Below are 15450 nucleotides of genomic sequence, written 5' to 3' on the forward strand. Positions count from 1 at the left end.
TATTAATTTTATTTACATACATTGCATGTGTCGTGGTCCCTGACAATCTCTAATGCGCTCACCCCACAAACTTTTGATATAGGCAACAAGGTGGCTGGCATCTGCTTTTGTGACTCCAAGATCTCCCCAGGCAGGCATCCTGCTCTGTCGTGAAGATCCTTCAAGAATGGTTTTCATCAGTGCCTCATCAGTGTGATGCCAGGCATGTGCAGACTCATCAAGGGGTGGAGCCATCAGGTAGTCACGATTAGTCAGTGCCTCGATGGTATAGGTCTCGCCAATTCCGGCAATACCATGACAGCTTTGACACTTCTCGTTAAACAACTTTTCACCCCTTCTCTCCACCATGGTTTTGACTTTTGGAAAGCCATCCGCACGAACCCAGCTCTCTCCACCATCATCAGAGATAATTTGTTTGCCGTATTGGTTACGAGCAACCAATCTATTTATCTCCCCCTCTTCGCTAGAGAGTGAAACAAGAAACTGAGTACCCATTTGATTATTTATCAGCGACCACTCGGTCTCATCTCCTCGTATGCTAAACAACCCCTTACCAACCACAAAAGCATAGAGATTCTCATTGTCAAACGTGGTAATCATGGTTACCGGTAGTGGAAATGGATACGAGCGTTTCCAAAACTTGCCGCCATCCTCACTTACGAAGAGGCCACTCTCAGTTCCTGCATACTGTAGACCTGAAGCATGTTTAATAATGGTCTTTTGCTCTGGCAACTGTTCGAAGGAGAACTGTCGCTCCATATCAACTGGTTGTGTATGGTTAGCATAAACCTCATCCCCAGATAACAGAGAATATCCAGTCACCCCCGCTATCACGACTACTACCACAGCCAGCACTGTGACCATCCTTGATCTGGACTCCTTTCTATTCACTACTTGTTTCCTTATTCAAAAAAAAATCCTGCAAGAACTCTTAGGCTTGCAGAATTCAGGTTGTTTGACAGTTATCGATTACGCTGCAACTCAACAAGCTCCTTGAGTGATGCATCTATTCCAGCCAGATGGCCTTCAACTGCCTTCATATGGCTCTGCTTTGACGCCATCATCTGTTGCATCAGCTGAGGGTTCATCATTGAGCTGTGTCGGTTACCCATCATTCCATATGGATACTGTTGCTGATAACCCATGGGGTTTCTCCACTGCTGCCCACTCATCATCGGCATTTGTTGCCGATTACCCATCATTCCCTGCATCATCTGCGGGTTCATCCCCTGCATCATCTGAGGATTTATTGGCACCTGACTCTGCTCACTATCCGCCATAACAGGAACTGAAAACGCCATGGATGCTAGAGCTGCTATAACCATTTTTGAACTTTTCATAATACTTCTCCTTGTTTCATGATTAAAATATAGTGACTCGTAACGTGAGTCATACGGAACGCTTTACCCTTAGGGAGGAGTATGAACAGGGCTGGCGGCTCAAACCATTTGATCTTGCAACCCAGAATACTCCCCGAATGTAACTGCAGTTTGTCTCAAAACAGCTTTTTTGTAAGCGTATGTAACAATCCGCCACATAATTACAGCCGGTTACAAAACAGCAGAGATTTCTTCAATAACTGCGCTATGATGAGTGCATGAAGAGCAATCAAAACGCATGGCTGGTAAAGAGGGTGTTCCATGTTGCCTCCTCATCCGGGAGGTTGGAACAGCTTCCAGATGTGCTGGATATTGTCTGGAACAGTAGAGGTAACAAGCTCTATCTGACGTATGACATTCGCACCACGGATTACCTGACTGTTCTGAACCATCTCTCTAATGCCGACGTTATAGTACGGCAGACCTTCTGGTCCAGATTGCTCGGAAAATTTCATCAATACAGTGACAGGACCGGACGAGAAAATGCATCTGCTCGCCCTGCTCCCTGTTGCAACAAACCACCTAAATAGAGGATAGCACCATGATGGATACTTTTATGTCTGGCGGCTTCGGATGGATCTTCTGGATCCTCATCATCGCACTGATCTTCTGGCTGGCCAACACACGGGGTCAGGGAGGTGATAGCTCACACACTGCCCAGCAAAAGACGGCTCGAGAGATGCTCGATGAGGAGTATGCACTTGGGAAAATTGATCGGGACAGCTATCTGCAGAAGAGAGCGGATCTCTCCAGCTAGGACAGCTCAGTCGGATTTCTCTCTCCAGACGGTGACCTGATTGGCTGCAAAGTTAGCAACAAACAGGGTTCCGCTTGCATCCACATCCAGCGCGATTGCGCTGTGAGATGGCTCTTCGGCTGGCAACGTAAAGGACGTGATGAACTTCCCATCCGGGGTAAACTTTTGCACACGGTTATTGTAGAAATCAGCCACAAAAACATCTCCCTCTGGACCGACCGCGATACTGGTCACCACCGAGAACCAGCCATCCAGTGAGCCATGGATATTCATGGCAAAGGGGCCACCCCATTTGCGGATCAGTACCCCCTGAGCGGAAAACTGCTGAATACGATCATTGTAACCATCAGCCACGTAGAGGGTTCCATCCTCGCCCGTTGCAACATCGGTGGGATAGCTGAATTCACCCCCCCAGAACCCGCTCTCTCCCGGGGTTCCAATCTGGCTGATAAGTGCCCCCTCGGGGGTTAGCTCAGCAATCCGATGGTTGTAAAAATCGGCCACAAAGAGGTTCCCCTGTTTAGAGAAGGCAACACCTCCCGGCCCATTCAGCAACATATCTTCATCACTGGTCTGAATGGTGCGCAGATACTCCCCTTTCTGACTGTAGACCTGGATCCGCTCATGCCAGTAGTCCGCCACATAGAGCCGGCCATCGTGAAGCTCCAGATTCATCGGGCGCCCAAGACGCGCTTGCTTCTCTCCACTGTTTCCAAACTCTCTCAGAAAAGCACCCTGGTGGTTGAATACCTGAATTCTCCCATTCCGGGCATCACTGACAAACACCTCTGACTCACTGACCGCCACCCCGGTCGGCTCATTGAACTCCCCTGCTCCGGTACCGAAACTCCCCCATGCGTGAATCTGTTGATACTCCGCCGCCATAACTGTGGCAGGGAATGAGATCAGCAAAAGTGCGGTTATTATCCTACCTATATGAATAACTGCAGAGGTGATGGCACTCTTACACAGGCAACCGTCTGTGGTCAGGACGGCCACAGTCGAGCGCCACATGGATGTGCTTGAGTATGTTGCATGGGTAAGAGTGCCATCACCTCTGTAACTATTGATATTATCGAGCACGCTCAACAACCCCTCGATAGCTGAAGCCGGAATCATCAAAGATCTGTTTGAGCTGATCTTCGGTAAAACGCACCCCCTCTTGGGTATCCACAATCACCAACCCTCTTTTCAGGTCGATATCAACCCTCTCAACCCCCTCCGTTTTCATGAAGTTCTTCTCTATGCCATAGGCACAGAATGGGCAGGCCAATCCATCCACCCGCATCTCATATTGCACTCCTGCTGCAAACAGTGAGGTTGCCCAGCCACTCATCAAAAACATTGCGGCTATAACTATTCTCTTAACTATTCTATTCATTATCCTGCTCCTCATAGATGCCACTCAACCACCAGCTTTGCCCGTAGATCGGACTCCTCCTGAGCCCCATTCAGATCATGCGAAATGGGAATCTGCACCCCGGCTTTCACTGCCATATTGCGTTGTGTCCAGAAGATTCCCGGGGAGAGAAACCACTCATCTCCTCCTGTATTGGCAAGCGCTGCCCCATTCTGCTCATTTCTCTCTGACAGCTCCCCATTGAGCTCCAGCAACCAGACCGTATCCGGCTCACGATAAACAGGCGAGGTTGGACGATAACCACCCACCAAATCAACCATCCAGCGCCCCCCCTTGCGCAGCCCTGCCGAATTCTCGCCATTGTGGCGATAACGCAGCGCCCCCCAGCGGTACCATTTGATCCCCTCATAGCCATAGGAGAGACCTCCAATCCAGTCGGTTGTACCACTTCCCAGCGCGGGACTCTTGCCTCCTTTGGCGCTATCACTCTTTACCTTGAGATGAACCGCCGCAGCCTCTTGAAGCCCCAGGCTATCCTCCCGCCAGAATCGATATTTGGTAAAGAGTTTGAGATCACCAGCACCATCAGACTCAGCGCCATCCTCCTCTTTGGTCACATAGGGGATCTCCGCCCCCACTGCAAGATCTCCGGTTACCCCATAGAGCAGCTCTAACGCACTCTCCAGCTCCTTTTCTGAACCGGCCTTCTCATAGTGAACCTCGATGGCTGTCTCTACGCCCCCCTTGTAGATGGTGTGAGGACCGATCCCGAAGATGGGGTCATGGGCTAAAGCTGCCATTGGTAATATCAACAACAGTAGCAACCTCCAGAGACTGGCCCGCACTTTTCTACTACCCATTGAATACCCCCTGTTTTAGATGACTGTTATCTCCATCACGATCGTGGAATCTCAAGCTCTGCTGCCACCCCTCCCTCAGGGCGATTCTTAAGAATCAGTTCGCCGCCATGGGCGCGGGCAATATTTCTTGCAATGCTAAGACCTAGACCGGTTCCACCTGACTCCCTGCTTCTTGATTTTTCTACCCGATAGAAGGGCTCAAAGACCTTCTCCAACTCTTCTGCAGGAATTGTTGCCCCATCGCTATTTACAACAATCAATAATCGATCATCCAATTCATCCAGCTTTACCCAGACCCTCCCACCTCCATGACGGGTTCCATTCTCCAACAGGTTGGTGAGACAACGTTTGAGCTGAACCAGTCGGCCACGGATCGGCTCCGTCACCTGCCCCTTGATATCAAATCGAATACCGAGTGGCTCCAGATCCTCCTGCAGACTCTCCAGCAGTGCCTGCATGTCGATCTGCTGCATCGGCTCTGGGTTCTCTGTTCCCCGCATAAAATCAAGCGTGGAGACCACCATCTCCTCCATGTGATCAAGATCGGTTTCGATATCAGCACGGATGCGATCATCCTCCAGCATCTCGCTGCGCAGCCGCAGGCGGGTAATGGGTGTCTTTAGGTCGTGAGAGACGGCCGAGAGGATCCGTGCCCGATCCCCGATATAGCGACTCAGCCGCTGCTGCATGGTATTGAATGCCTCTGCCGCCTGCCTTACCTCTTTAGGTCCATTGATCTCCAGTGGAGATCGCCGAATATCCTTGCCCAGCGCCTCAGCCGCATCAGATAACAATGACAGTGGTCTTGTTACCCAACGAACTGCAATCCAGGTCAAAATAAGAACAGAAAAAAGTAGCAGAGAGAGTGCAACGACCATACGGGTAGGCCATGCAAAAACCTTCTTGGGAATATGGTAGTGGAAGTCGACCCATACCCCATCACTCAATCTGACCTGAACATGAAATGATTTAACCTTCTGCTGTTCCATCCCCCACATATTTTGCATTCTCATCCGATGAGACATCATTTCACGCATCCCGGTATGAGGCCCATTCATATCTTCATATCCAACAGCAACAGGAATTACCGTCTCAACTACCTCAACATGAGCCTCATGTCCTGGAGGTAGACTCTTCTGAAGATACTCCTTAAAAAGCAGATATAGCTGTTCATTCTCAACCTCTTTCTGCTTATGAAATTTAATATATTTTGAGGTCAACACCACTTCCAAAGGGAAACCATTTAGCGCTTCAACCATTTTTTCGCGCTCTATATCAGTCATCGGATCCAGCAACTCCACGATAGAGCCTATTCTCTCTGCACTGCCTGCACCCATGGTCTGGTGCAATACGGTGTCTCGATCATAAAGATGTACCAGTGCACTGAGCAGCTGCGGCACCATCAGTCCAATCAGCAGAATTGCCAATAGACGACCGTACAAGGATTCAGGTATCAATCTCATGGAAATCTACGCAAAAGTTATCTCGGGCACAAAACGGTACCCCTCTCCACGCATGGTATGAATGATTGCCGGCTTTTTGGGGTCCTCTCTCAATCTTTTCCTGAGACGCCCCACCAGCACATCAATGCTGCGATCAAATGGCTGTGCCTCTCTGCCCTGACTGAACTCCAGCAGCTGGTCCCGACTCAAGACTCGTCCAGGATGCTCTATAAAGACCTTCAGCAGACGGAATTCGCCACCACTGAGCGGAACAACAACTCCGTCAGGGGATATCAGGTGGTGTTGCTGGAGGTTCAGATGCCAGTCAGCAAAAAGAGCCTCTGTCGCCTCATCCTGCAGGGGGGCCTCCGGCAAGCTGGAGCTACGGCGAAGTACACTCTTGATCCTGGCCAGCAGCTCCCTGGGGTTGAACGGCTTGGAGATATAGTCATCTGCCCCCATCTCCAGTCCAAGAATTCGGTCAGTCTCCTCCCCCATGGCGGTCAACATAACCACCGGAATATTTGAGTGGCCACGCAGCTTTCTGAGCAGCTCCAGACCATCATCTCCGGGCATCATGAGGTCCAGAATAATCAGATCAATCGGGGCCTGTTCAAGAGCAGAGAACATCTCCCTGCCGCCCGCAGCGGTCGAGAGACGATAGCCTGCCCTCTCCAGATACTCTCTAAGCAGACGACGGATCTCTGGATCATCATCAACAACCAGCAGATGGCCAGATTTTGTCACTGTTACTGTACGGGATATCCAAGCTCAGCCAGCTTCTCTGTGACTGACTGCATCACACCCTCATCCAAACCAAGGGTTACCGTCTTATCTTCTACGTTGACCTTCACATAGTCGACTCCATCCATCTCCGAGAGGCTGGTCTCGATAGTGTTGGCACATCCACCACACATTACATTAGCCACAGTTACTGTCTGCATTTTATTATCCTATTTCATTTATATATCAAGTGATTATTTGGTTTATTTAATGTTATTTGCGCATCTTACCTGATGCGATATCCAGCATGGCAAGCGACACACGCTGCGGTTACCTGATTCAATGAATCATAAGCGGCCAGGCGATCTCCCTCTTCGGCAGTGCGAGCAAATCGGCTTGCGGCCCTGTGCATGCCAGTTCCAATTGCCCCCATCTGCTGCGGCATAAATTTTGCCATATGTCCCGCACCATGCAGACTCAGTGAACTCATACCCAGGCGCTCCTCTGCAATAGATGAGGCCTTGTCCAGCTCGTCTTTGGAGAGCGCAGTCAAAATCTCATGGATAGCCAACACATGGTCCCGCATGTTACCCATCATATGCTCCTGCATCATCTCCGGCATCTGCACCATCTCCCTGTTATCAGCCTGGGCGTTACCTGCAATAGTGGCAACGACAACTGTCGATAACAAAAAAACAACTTTTCTCATCAAAACTCTCCTTTGGACAAAAGATTAACGTTAGTATCTACATGAAACTGTATTAAAGGAAGACACTCTAACAGGACATTGGTTCCAATATAACTCAACTCAAGGAGGAGATCAGGATGAATCGAAACATAAAAATTATTGCTGCTATAACACTGTCAGCAACAGTAGCTTTTGTTGCCTGGATTGGTGCAGGCACAGAGACAGCCACCGCAGCCCCTATTGTCGAAGTTTACAAATCACCCACCTGCGGTTGCTGCAAGGACTGGGTAACTCATATGCGGGAGAATGGCTTTGAGGTAAATGTTCACAATACCAATGATGTAGCCCCCATTAAAAAAGAGGCTGGAGTCCCTCAACGTCTGAGCAGCTGCCACACTGCAATGGTTGATGGATATGTTATTGAAGGCCATGTTCCTGCTGATGATGTAAAACGAATGCTAACCGAACGTCCTGCAATTCTCGGGATCTCTGCTCCCGGTATGCCGGTTGGATCTCCAGGTATGGAGATGGGCGACAGAAAAGATCCTTATTCAGTTGTGACGTTTGATAATGACGGCAAGGTCACTCTGTTCAGTCGCCATTAGGGCATATCTGAAAAACCTCCAATATTGACCGATTCGATAACTCTGGGGGGGCTGTTTCTCTCTGCACTGCTCTCTTCCACCCTGTTGCCAGGTAGCTCAGAGGCTGTTTTGCTTCTGCTCGATCAAAATTCAACCCATACAGATTTCACCCTGTTATGGGTTGCTACTGTCGGCAACACAATTGGCGGCATCTCTACCTGGGGCATTGGATGGCTTGTCGCAAAAAAGTGGAACTCTGACAGACTGAAGCAGAAGGTTAATCCAAAATCACTCCACTGGATCAAACAGCATGGGGCACCTGTTCTCCTCCTGTCGTGGCTACCAGTGATTGGTGATGGACTCTGCCTGGCAGCAGGATGGTTTAGGTTGCCTTTTATCTCTGTTGCCATCTTTATCGGTATTGGCAAGGCGGCACGTTACGCAATCCTTTTGTGGCTTCTCTAAGGAGCTGTCCAGAAATATTTGAAAAACCAGTTCGGACACTACAGTTTACCCCCTATGGAATACGGATAACTGCGGAGACAATCCCAAGAATTTTAACATCCTCATTACGCAGAAATATTGGTGCCATTGTGGAGTTGGCCGGCTGTAGTCGCACCCCATCTTTCTCTATATATAGTTTTTTCAGGGTTACCTCTTCATTGTTTATCATCGCCACAACCGACTGACCATTGGCTGCGCTCTCCTGACGCTCAACTACAATAACATCTCCATCCTGAATATTATCTTCAACCATCGACTCTCCAACCACACGGAGCGCATAGGTATCCTTGCGCACCATATTCTGTGGTACCGAGATCATCTGCTGGTCTTCTACCGCCTCTATTGGTAGTCCAGCTGTAATCTTTCCCAGTAGTGGAATCTCTACCAGGGGCTCTGCAATAAACTCTTCCGACTCAAAATTTCCACTCCAGAGAGGACGAGCTCCCTTTGGGGTTAACAGATGCAGACTTGCGCTCATAACAATCTCCTCTTTGTTGCTTAGAAAGCTCTGATTAAGTCACTTCGTGACCCAATCAGATCTCCTTTACAAGTTATTCTATGGGGGAAGGGTTATGGTTCAGTATGTTACAACAACACCTATAGAGCCCTTCCCCCAAACCCCCATCCCATTAAGCTTTTTCAGAGGCTCCCTTACTATTGTTCTTTATTTGTTTTCCATGTATACTAACAGAACATAAAGAGAACGCAACTAATAGTTTAGATAAAAAATAGCGGAGAACCATGATGGAACTGCCACCCATTACCAGAAAACAGCGCGAGATCTACGAATACCTGCATGAACATCAGGATGAATTTCGTGACAATCCTCCCAGTCTGGATCAACTCTGTCACCACCTTGGACTTAAATCCAGAGGGTCACTCCACAAACATATTCACGCACTGATTGACGTTAACCTGGTAGAGCCACTTGAGGGTCTTCATAGAGGCATAAGATTGACCCCGCAACAGGATGATCACAGTGAAAATGAGCTTCCATTTGTTGGGCGTATCGCCGCTGGTCTTCCGATTGAGGCCATTGAGGATGTAGAGAGAATTGAGGTCCCTGAACAGTTGCGCACAGGAAATGAGTGTTTTGTTCTTCAGGTCAAGGGGGAGTCGATGATTGATGCTGGAATTCTGGAGGGAGACCACGTAATTATCGAAAAACGCAGCAGCGCAAGAAATGGGGATGTTGTTGTTGCACTAATTGATGGTGAGGAGGCCACACTGAAAACAATCGAACAACACCCAGAACAGGTAATTCTCCATCCAGCCAATTCAACCATGGAACCATTCACCTACCGTCCAGATCAGGTTGAGATTCAGGGGGTGCTGGTTGGACAGATGCGTAGTTATCTGTGACCTAACAGTAACCAATTTGGGGTATTTTTGACGCAGATCAATCCAGCAGAAGATATCAATTGTGGATGAGAGGATATACGTGTAAATTGTAAATCACATCATGACTTAGTTTCTGATGTAACTCCTTTGGTAGTGAAAGGTTTTGCCCTTTCAATTTAACCACCCCTCTCGGGGTGGTTTTTTTTATCCTGATTTAGCTTATCACTCAACTGACTCTGCTGGTGCGCTCTCCTCTGCCCTCTTTCTTGACGGAAAACGTTCGTCCAAAGATGGTAAATCTTTCAGAGGTGGCAACGGCTTAATATCTTCAAAAGAGTGTCGCTCTGCTGGTCTACCCCCCCAACCTTGTGGACCGCCCCATCCCCCCATCGGTGATGAGTTTCCACCCCAAGAAGGCATTCCTCCCCAGTTACCACCGCGATTGCCGCCCCAGGGCATCCCTCCCCAGTTACCGCCACGATTGCCGCCCCAGGGAACTCCTCCCCAGTTACCACCACGGTTTCCACCCCAGGGCATTCCCCCCCAGTTACCACCGCGATTTCCGCCTCCCCAAGGGTTCCCCCAACCACTTGGGCCACTGCCCCAGCCCCCAGGACCACCCCATCCACCACCAGGGTTACCCATATTCATATTGTTTGGCATACCCCACGAGCTTGGCCCATCCATATTCATACTGCTTGGACCATCTGGCATACCACCCCAATTGTCCCCTTTCATAGGTCCTCTCATATCTCCCATATCAAATGCATTCGCGGTAGTAGCAACAAAAGCGACTACTCCAAACAGGGTAACAACAGAGAGTTTCTTTGACTGTTTCATAGATATCCAAGCTCCTTAACGGCGTTATTATTAGATTCAGGCTTCTCAACAAAAGAGAGCACAATAGACAAGCTAACATCTTGTGGATGTCTATTCAAATCCTTTTCAATGAACACTTGACACCACTCCCAGATCCCATAAAAATGGGGGTATCTTTTTTGACAATTACCTGGGGGTTCATGATGAAGAAAATTCTACTTTCAACACTTGCTGCAGCATCTATTGCTATCACATCTACAGCTAGTGCCGGTTGGTTTGGCAGCAACAATGACGGCTGGGGTGGTTATGATGACGATAACGACTGGCCTGAGTGGACTCCAATGTACTGGATGGAGGAGATGATGGACGAGTGGGATGATGATGACGACGATGACTACTATCGTTACGGCTACGGCGGCTATGGAAACCCTGGATACGCTCCAGGATATGGTGGTTACGGTCCAGCACCTTATGCGCCAGCACCTCGCTACGCTCCACCAGCAGCACCTCGCGCACCAGCACCAGCTGCTCCTGAATAAATAGCGACAAAAACTTTATTCAACAAAACCGACTGAGTCACTCAGTCGGTTTTTTTGCGCCTCTCTATTCCCAACCATTACAGGAGATCGCCACCCATGTGGTTTAAAAATGTCACTCTTTTCCACCTAAGCAATCCATTTAGAGTATCCGTAGAGTCCCTGGAGGAGAAGCTCGCAAAGAAGGTATCACGGGAGTGTGGGGCACTGGAGATGTCGACATTGGGGTGGGGATCCCCCATACCAGACGGTGATGCATTAACTCTATCTCTTGATGGTGCCATTCTTGTTGCAGCAAAAAAGAGGGAGAAAATACTCCCTGCTACTGTTGTTCGTGAAGCACTAAATGAGCGAATTCAACAGATTGAGTCAACAGAAGAGCGTGAGGTTAAAAATAGAGAGAAGCAGAGACTACGTGACGAAATTACTGTGGAGATGCTACCCCGTGCCTTTTCCAGATCTCGTACAACATACGCAATTATCGACCCAGACAATGGTTGGTTGCTGGTAGATACAGCCAGCCGTTCCCGTGCAGAGGAGCTAACAGTTCTGCTGCGTGAAACCCTGGGGTCTCTGGAGATAACCAACCCCGATACAGAGCTGTCCCCTGCCGGAGCGATGAGTCAGTGGCTCTTCCATGATACTGCCCCTGCAGGCTTCACCCTGGATGATGAGTGTGAGATTCGTGAAAACGATGAGCATGGAGGAATAATCCGCTGTAAAAATATCGATATTACTCAGGGTGCTGTGCGCAAACATCTTGAATCACAGAGTCACGTGGTACGTCTGGCCATGAGTTGGGATGATCGTGTCTCATTTATTCTGGATCAAGACTTGACCATCAAAAGGATAAGACCACTTGAGCTTATTGATAATATGCGCCAGGAGACCAAGGATGAGGAAGATGCAGAGCTCTTTTTCCTGGCCGACATGATGTTATTTCATGATGAGATCAGTAATCTGCTGATACGGTTGTTTGAGCTGCTATCTACTGAACAAGCTTAAGAAGTCTGTTATTTAGTCTCTCCACCTGATCGCGCACCGTTGCGGCCTCCTCAAACTCCAGGTTTCTGGCATGTTGATACATCTCTTTCTCAAGTCGGTCGATCTCTCTCTGTATTAGCTTGGGATCATCTCCACCATAGACTGCGGACTCTTCTGCAACTTTTCTCCCACCTCTCCTGCCCTTGAGGGAGCCTGGTGAGGTCTCAAGAATATTGGAGACAGCCTTGCGGATGGTTTGAGGCGTAATGTTATGCTCTTCATTATACTGTCGCTGCTTCTGTCGTCTCCTCTCTGTCTCCTCAATTGCCCTCTGCATTGACCCTGTCATCTTCTCCCCATAGAGAATTGCCTTGCCATTTATGTTTCTTGCAGCACGGCCAATGGTCTGTATCAGTGATCTGTCGGAACGGAGAAAACCCTCCTTGTCAGCATCAAGAATAGCTACCAGAGATACCTCTGGCATATCCAACCCCTCACGCAGCAGGTTAATCCCCACCAACACATCAAACTCACCAAGTCGCAAGTCACGGATAATCTCGACGCGCTCCACTGTCTCGATATCTGAGTGGAGATACCGTACTGCCACCTGATGTTCCGCAAGATAATCTGTCAAATCCTCTGCCATACGCTTGGTCAAAGTAGTTACCAACACTCTCTCACCAACAGCAACACGTTTGCGGATTTCGCTCAAAAGATCATCCACCTGAGTGGTTGCCGGACGCACCTCAACCTCTGGATCGAGCAGCCCTGTGGGGCGCACCACCTGCTCAACAATATCATCCCCAGCATGCTCCAGCTCGTACTGCCCCGGGGTTGCCGAGACATGAATAATCTGTGGGGCCAGCAACTCAAACTCATCAAATTTTAGTGGGCGATTATCTAGCGCCGACGGTAGCCGGAACCCATGTTCCACCAGAGTCTCTTTTCTTGATCTGTCACCACGGTACATGCCACCAATCTGCGGAATAGTTACATGGCTCTCATCCGCAACCAGCAGGGCGTTATCTGGCAGGTAATCCATCAGGGTTGGCGGAGATTCACCCGGATTTCGACCAGACAGATACCTGGAGTAGTTCTCGATACCGGAGCAGTATCCCAGCTCCAGCATCATCTCAATATCATATTTTACCCGCTGCTCCAGTCTCTGTGCCTCAACCAGCTTGTTAAGGTCACGCAACTGAGCAAGACGCTCTTTTAGCTCTACCTTTATCTTTTCAATAGCATCAAGAATTGTTTGACGGGGTGTAACGTAATGGCTCTTTGGATAGATCGTAACTCTTGGTAGTTTATGAAGAACCTCTCCTGTCAGGGGATCAAAACGTGATATCCCCTCCAGCTCCTCGTCGAACAGCTCCAGCCTTATGGCCTCCCTCTCGGAGTCTGCCGGAAAGATATCAATAATCTCCCCTCTCACCCTAAAGGTGCCGCGTCGCAATTCGACATCATTACGTGTGTACTGCAACTCAGCAAGACGACGCAGGATAGAGTGGCGATCAACCAGCTCCCCGCGTGACAGATGGAGCACCATTCCCAGATAGAGTTTTGGATCACCCAGGCCATAAATTGCAGAAACTGTTGCAACTATTATGGAGTCATCTCTCTCCAGCAGTGACTTGGTGGCAGAGAGGCGCATCTGCTCAATATGCTCATTGATTGATGCATCCTTCTCAATAAAGGTATCAGTGGTCGGAACATAGGCCTCCGGTTGATAGTAGTCATAATAGGAGACGAAATACTCAACCGAATTGTTGGGGAAAAACTCCTTCATCTCTCCATACAACTGTGCAGCCAGGGTCTTGTTTGGGGCCATTAAAACGGTTGGGCGCTGTGTCTGCTCAATTACATTGGCAATGGTATATGTCTTGCCTGAACCTGTTACCCCCAATAGAACCTGATGCGCCAACCCGTCATTCAGCCCTTCCACCAACGCCTTGATTGCAGCGGGTTGATCACCGGATGGTTTGAATGTGGAGACAAGCTGTAGAGGACGTTCACTCATTGCTTTATTGTAACTGTGCAGAATAGAGGGCGTTGAAGTATAGTATCGTCCATTAGTTAAACCACCTTTTTTACCAATTTATTTTCTGGAGAATCTGCCTTGAGCTCTCTGCATGACATACCGCTTTCTGATCGAGTACAACGCGTAAAACCATCCCCTACACTTGCTGTTACAGCACTGGCTGCAAGGCTGCGAAGTGAGGGCAAGGATATTATTGGGCTGGGGGCAGGTGAGCCTGACTTTGACACCCCAGACCATATTAAATCGTCTGCTAAAGATGCAATTACAGATGGCTTTACCAAATATACAGCGGTCGATGGCACCCCCTCTCTGAAACAGGCCGTAATCAACAAATTCAAAAGAGAGAATGGCGTTGGGTATGAGATGAATCAGGTTATGGTGAGCACTGGAGGCAAACAGGTTTTCTACAATCTATGCCAGGCCCTGCTTAATCCTGGTGATGAGGTAATCATTCCTGCCCCATACTGGGTCTCATATCCAGATATAGTGATGCTTGCAGATGCTACTCCTGTAATTGTCTCTGCTGGAATTGAGCAGGAGTTCAAGATTACCCCTGAGCAGCTAGAGGCCGCAATCACCCCGAATACCAAACTTTTTGTCCACAACACCCCATCCAACCCAACCAGCGTCATGTATACGGCAGATGAACTGGCTGCACTGGGTGAGGTACTAGAACATCACCCCCACGTAATTGTTGCGACTGATGACATCTATGAACATATCCTTCTGGGGGATATTCCTTTCAGCAACCTGTTGATGGCAAATCCCAACCTCTATGACCGTACAGTCATGATGAACGGGGTCTCCAAAGGGTACTCCATGACTGGATGGAGAATAGGATATGCCGGCGGCCCGCCAAAACTGATTGGTGCAATGAAAAAGGTTCAGTCACAAAGCACATCAAACCCCACATCAATCGCACAGGTCGCTGCTGAGACCGCCCTGAATGGGGACCGTGAATGTATAGACATCATGAATGAGTCATTTCGTGAGCGTAACCACTTTGTGGTCGAGAGCCTGAACAATATTCCTGGCGTCCACTGCCTGCTATCACAAGGAGCCTTCTATGCATTTGCCAATGTAGAGGGAGTTATTAACCGTATGGATGATATCTCCAACGATACAGAATTATCAGAGATGCTACTGAGTGAGGCCGAGGTTGCTGTTGTGCCTGGCGCAGCATTTGGTGCCGAGGGATATATCCGGCTCTCATTTGCCACCAGCATGGAAAACCTGAAAACTGCATTAGAGCGTATTACCAACGCCCTTGGTGAATAGTAAAAAACGGACTAAATCCAACAGTTTCTGTTGACCAAATCGAGCGGTAAATGTACCATCTGCGCCACTATTCCCCTGTAGCTCAGTTGGTAGAGCAAAGGACTGTTAATCCTTGGGTCACAAGTTCGAGTCTTGTCGGGGGAGCCATATAAAA

The 15450-nt window shown here is 48.9% G+C and carries 20 protein-coding genes and 1 tRNA gene; 9 read left to right on the forward strand and 12 right to left on the reverse strand.

The window, feature by feature from the left end; translation table 11 throughout:
* Positions 1-12: 12 nt before the first annotated feature.
* Positions 13-891, reverse strand: coding sequence for a cytochrome c (locus tag H8D24_06080; protein ID MBC8519955.1), 879 nt, complete (start codon positions 889-891; stop codon positions 13-15).
* A 71-nt stretch (positions 892-962) separates the two neighbouring features.
* Positions 963-1340: a hypothetical protein gene (locus tag H8D24_06085; GenBank protein ID MBC8519956.1), complete on the reverse strand. Its 378-nt coding sequence runs from the start codon at positions 1338-1340 to the stop codon at positions 963-965.
* Positions 1341-1597: 257 nt separating this feature from the next.
* Here H8D24_06085 and H8D24_06090 point away from each other — a divergent pair, with 257 nt between their 5' ends.
* Positions 1598-1909: a hypothetical protein gene (locus H8D24_06090; protein MBC8519957.1), complete on the forward strand. Its 312-nt coding sequence runs from the start codon at positions 1598-1600 to the stop codon at positions 1907-1909.
* 11 nt (positions 1910-1920) lie between these two features.
* Complete coding sequence (locus H8D24_06095; protein ID MBC8519958.1) at positions 1921-2136, forward strand: SHOCT domain-containing protein; 216 nt, start codon at positions 1921-1923, stop codon at positions 2134-2136.
* Between the two features lie 6 nt (positions 2137-2142).
* On the opposite strand, the gene H8D24_06100 is transcribed toward H8D24_06095, so the two are convergent.
* The 7 genes from H8D24_06100 to H8D24_06130 form a co-directional block, all read right to left on the reverse strand.
* Positions 2143-3255 (reverse strand): 6-bladed beta-propeller, encoded by a 1113-nt coding sequence (locus tag H8D24_06100; protein ID MBC8519959.1) that lies wholly within the window; start codon positions 3253-3255, stop codon positions 2143-2145.
* Positions 3209-3481 (reverse strand): heavy-metal-associated domain-containing protein, encoded by a 273-nt coding sequence (locus H8D24_06105; GenBank protein ID MBC8519960.1) that lies wholly within the window; start codon positions 3479-3481, stop codon positions 3209-3211. Before H8D24_06105 ends, H8D24_06100 begins: the two co-directional genes overlap by 47 nt.
* Positions 3482-3528: 47 nt before the next feature.
* On the reverse strand, positions 3529-4356 hold the full coding sequence (locus H8D24_06110) for a hypothetical protein (GenBank protein ID MBC8519961.1): 828 nt from the start codon (positions 4354-4356) through the stop codon (positions 3529-3531).
* A 35-nt stretch (positions 4357-4391) separates the two neighbouring features.
* Positions 4392-5819 carry a HAMP domain-containing protein gene (locus H8D24_06115; GenBank protein ID MBC8519962.1) on the reverse strand — a complete coding sequence of 476 codons (1428 nt, stop codon included), beginning with the start codon at positions 5817-5819 and terminating at the stop codon, positions 4392-4394.
* Positions 5820-5825: 6 nt separating this feature from the next.
* Positions 5826-6545 (reverse strand): response regulator, encoded by a 720-nt coding sequence (locus H8D24_06120; GenBank protein ID MBC8519963.1) that lies wholly within the window; start codon positions 6543-6545, stop codon positions 5826-5828.
* Positions 6546-6547: 2 nt separating this feature from the next.
* Positions 6548-6742: a heavy-metal-associated domain-containing protein gene (locus H8D24_06125; protein MBC8519964.1), complete on the reverse strand. Its 195-nt coding sequence runs from the start codon at positions 6740-6742 to the stop codon at positions 6548-6550.
* Positions 6743-6807: 65 nt separating this feature from the next.
* On the reverse strand, positions 6808-7230 hold the full coding sequence (locus H8D24_06130; GenBank protein MBC8519965.1) for a cytochrome c: 423 nt from the start codon (positions 7228-7230) through the stop codon (positions 6808-6810).
* Positions 7231-7346: 116 nt separating this feature from the next.
* Here H8D24_06130 and H8D24_06135 point away from each other — a divergent pair, with 116 nt between their 5' ends.
* Positions 7347-7814: a DUF411 domain-containing protein gene (locus tag H8D24_06135; GenBank protein ID MBC8519966.1), complete on the forward strand. Its 468-nt coding sequence runs from the start codon at positions 7347-7349 to the stop codon at positions 7812-7814.
* A 21-nt stretch (positions 7815-7835) separates the two neighbouring features.
* Positions 7836-8258, forward strand: coding sequence for a DedA family protein (locus tag H8D24_06140; protein ID MBC8519967.1), 423 nt, complete (start codon positions 7836-7838; stop codon positions 8256-8258).
* A gap of 52 nt (positions 8259-8310) precedes the next feature.
* Here the strand turns inward: H8D24_06140 and lexA (H8D24_06145) are convergent, their stop codons facing one another.
* Positions 8311-8775 (reverse strand): repressor LexA, encoded by a 465-nt coding sequence (gene lexA / locus H8D24_06145; GenBank protein ID MBC8519968.1) that lies wholly within the window; start codon positions 8773-8775, stop codon positions 8311-8313.
* Positions 8776-9047: 272 nt separating this feature from the next.
* On the opposite strand from lexA (H8D24_06145), the gene lexA (H8D24_06150) reads away from it, so the two are divergent.
* Entirely contained in the window at positions 9048-9659 is a 612-nt protein-coding gene (gene lexA / locus H8D24_06150; protein ID MBC8519969.1) for a transcriptional repressor LexA, read from the forward strand.
* 201 nt (positions 9660-9860) lie between these two features.
* Here the strand turns inward: lexA (H8D24_06150) and H8D24_06155 are convergent, their stop codons facing one another.
* Positions 9861-10478, reverse strand: coding sequence for a hypothetical protein (locus H8D24_06155; GenBank protein MBC8519970.1), 618 nt, complete (start codon positions 10476-10478; stop codon positions 9861-9863).
* 182 nt (positions 10479-10660) lie between these two features.
* On the opposite strand from H8D24_06155, the gene H8D24_06160 reads away from it, so the two are divergent.
* Complete coding sequence (locus H8D24_06160; protein ID MBC8519971.1) at positions 10661-10996, forward strand: hypothetical protein; 336 nt, start codon at positions 10661-10663, stop codon at positions 10994-10996.
* Between the two features lie 96 nt (positions 10997-11092).
* Positions 11093-11998, forward strand: coding sequence for a recombination-associated protein RdgC (locus H8D24_06165; GenBank protein MBC8519972.1), 906 nt, complete (start codon positions 11093-11095; stop codon positions 11996-11998).
* Here the strand turns inward: H8D24_06165 and uvrB are convergent.
* The gene (uvrB, locus tag H8D24_06170) at positions 11982-13997 is read right to left on the reverse strand and encodes an excinuclease ABC subunit UvrB (GenBank protein MBC8519973.1); all 2016 of its coding nucleotides are present in this window, start codon (positions 13995-13997) and stop codon (positions 11982-11984) included. The two genes, H8D24_06165 and uvrB, sit on opposite strands and share 17 nt — an antisense overlap.
* Before the next feature lie 117 nt (positions 13998-14114).
* Here uvrB and H8D24_06175 point away from each other — a divergent pair, with 117 nt between their 5' ends.
* Positions 14115-15296 carry a pyridoxal phosphate-dependent aminotransferase gene (locus tag H8D24_06175; protein MBC8519974.1) on the forward strand — a complete coding sequence of 394 codons (1182 nt, stop codon included), beginning with the start codon at positions 14115-14117 and terminating at the stop codon, positions 15294-15296.
* A 71-nt stretch (positions 15297-15367) separates the two neighbouring features.
* Positions 15368-15443, forward strand: a tRNA-Asn gene (locus H8D24_06180).
* The last annotated feature ends 7 nt before the right edge of the window (positions 15444-15450 follow it).

Origin of the sequence: Candidatus Thiopontia autotrophica (assembly GCA_014384675.1) — a bacterium.
Classification (GTDB): domain Bacteria; phylum Pseudomonadota; class Gammaproteobacteria.

Bases quoted from the DNA above. Each gene is read 5' to 3' on its own strand.
- H8D24_06110 (MBC8519961.1), bottom strand. From the start codon at position 4,356: ATGGGTAGTAGAAAAGTGCGGGCCAGTCTCTGGAGGTTGCTACTGTTG.
- H8D24_06130 (MBC8519965.1), bottom strand. From the start codon at position 7,230: ATGAGAAAAGTTGTTTTTTTGTTATCGACAGTTGTCGTTGCCACTATT.
- H8D24_06100 (MBC8519959.1), bottom strand. From the start codon at position 3,255: ATGATTCCGGCTTCAGCTATCGAGGGGTTGTTGAGCGTGCTCGATAAT.
- lexA (MBC8519968.1), bottom strand. From the start codon at position 8,775: ATGAGCGCAAGTCTGCATCTGTTAACCCCAAAGGGAGCTCGTCCTCTC.
- uvrB (MBC8519973.1), bottom strand. From the start codon at position 13,997: ATGAGTGAACGTCCTCTACAGCTTGTCTCCACATTCAAACCATCCGGT.
- H8D24_06115 (MBC8519962.1), bottom strand. From the start codon at position 5,819: ATGAGATTGATACCTGAATCCTTGTACGGTCGTCTATTGGCAATTCTG.
- H8D24_06095 (MBC8519958.1), top strand. From the start codon at position 1,921: ATGATGGATACTTTTATGTCTGGCGGCTTCGGATGGATCTTCTGGATC.
- H8D24_06165 (MBC8519972.1), top strand. From the start codon at position 11,093: ATGTGGTTTAAAAATGTCACTCTTTTCCACCTAAGCAATCCATTTAGA.
- H8D24_06105 (MBC8519960.1), bottom strand. From the start codon at position 3,481: ATGTTTTTGATGAGTGGCTGGGCAACCTCACTGTTTGCAGCAGGAGTG.
- H8D24_06090 (MBC8519957.1), top strand. From the start codon at position 1,598: ATGAAGAGCAATCAAAACGCATGGCTGGTAAAGAGGGTGTTCCATGTT.
- H8D24_06160 (MBC8519971.1), top strand. From the start codon at position 10,661: ATGAAGAAAATTCTACTTTCAACACTTGCTGCAGCATCTATTGCTATC.
- H8D24_06135 (MBC8519966.1), top strand. From the start codon at position 7,347: ATGAATCGAAACATAAAAATTATTGCTGCTATAACACTGTCAGCAACA.
- H8D24_06125 (MBC8519964.1), bottom strand. From the start codon at position 6,742: ATGCAGACAGTAACTGTGGCTAATGTAATGTGTGGTGGATGTGCCAAC.
- H8D24_06085 (MBC8519956.1), bottom strand. From the start codon at position 1,340: ATGAAAAGTTCAAAAATGGTTATAGCAGCTCTAGCATCCATGGCGTTT.
- H8D24_06155 (MBC8519970.1), bottom strand. From the start codon at position 10,478: ATGAAACAGTCAAAGAAACTCTCTGTTGTTACCCTGTTTGGAGTAGTC.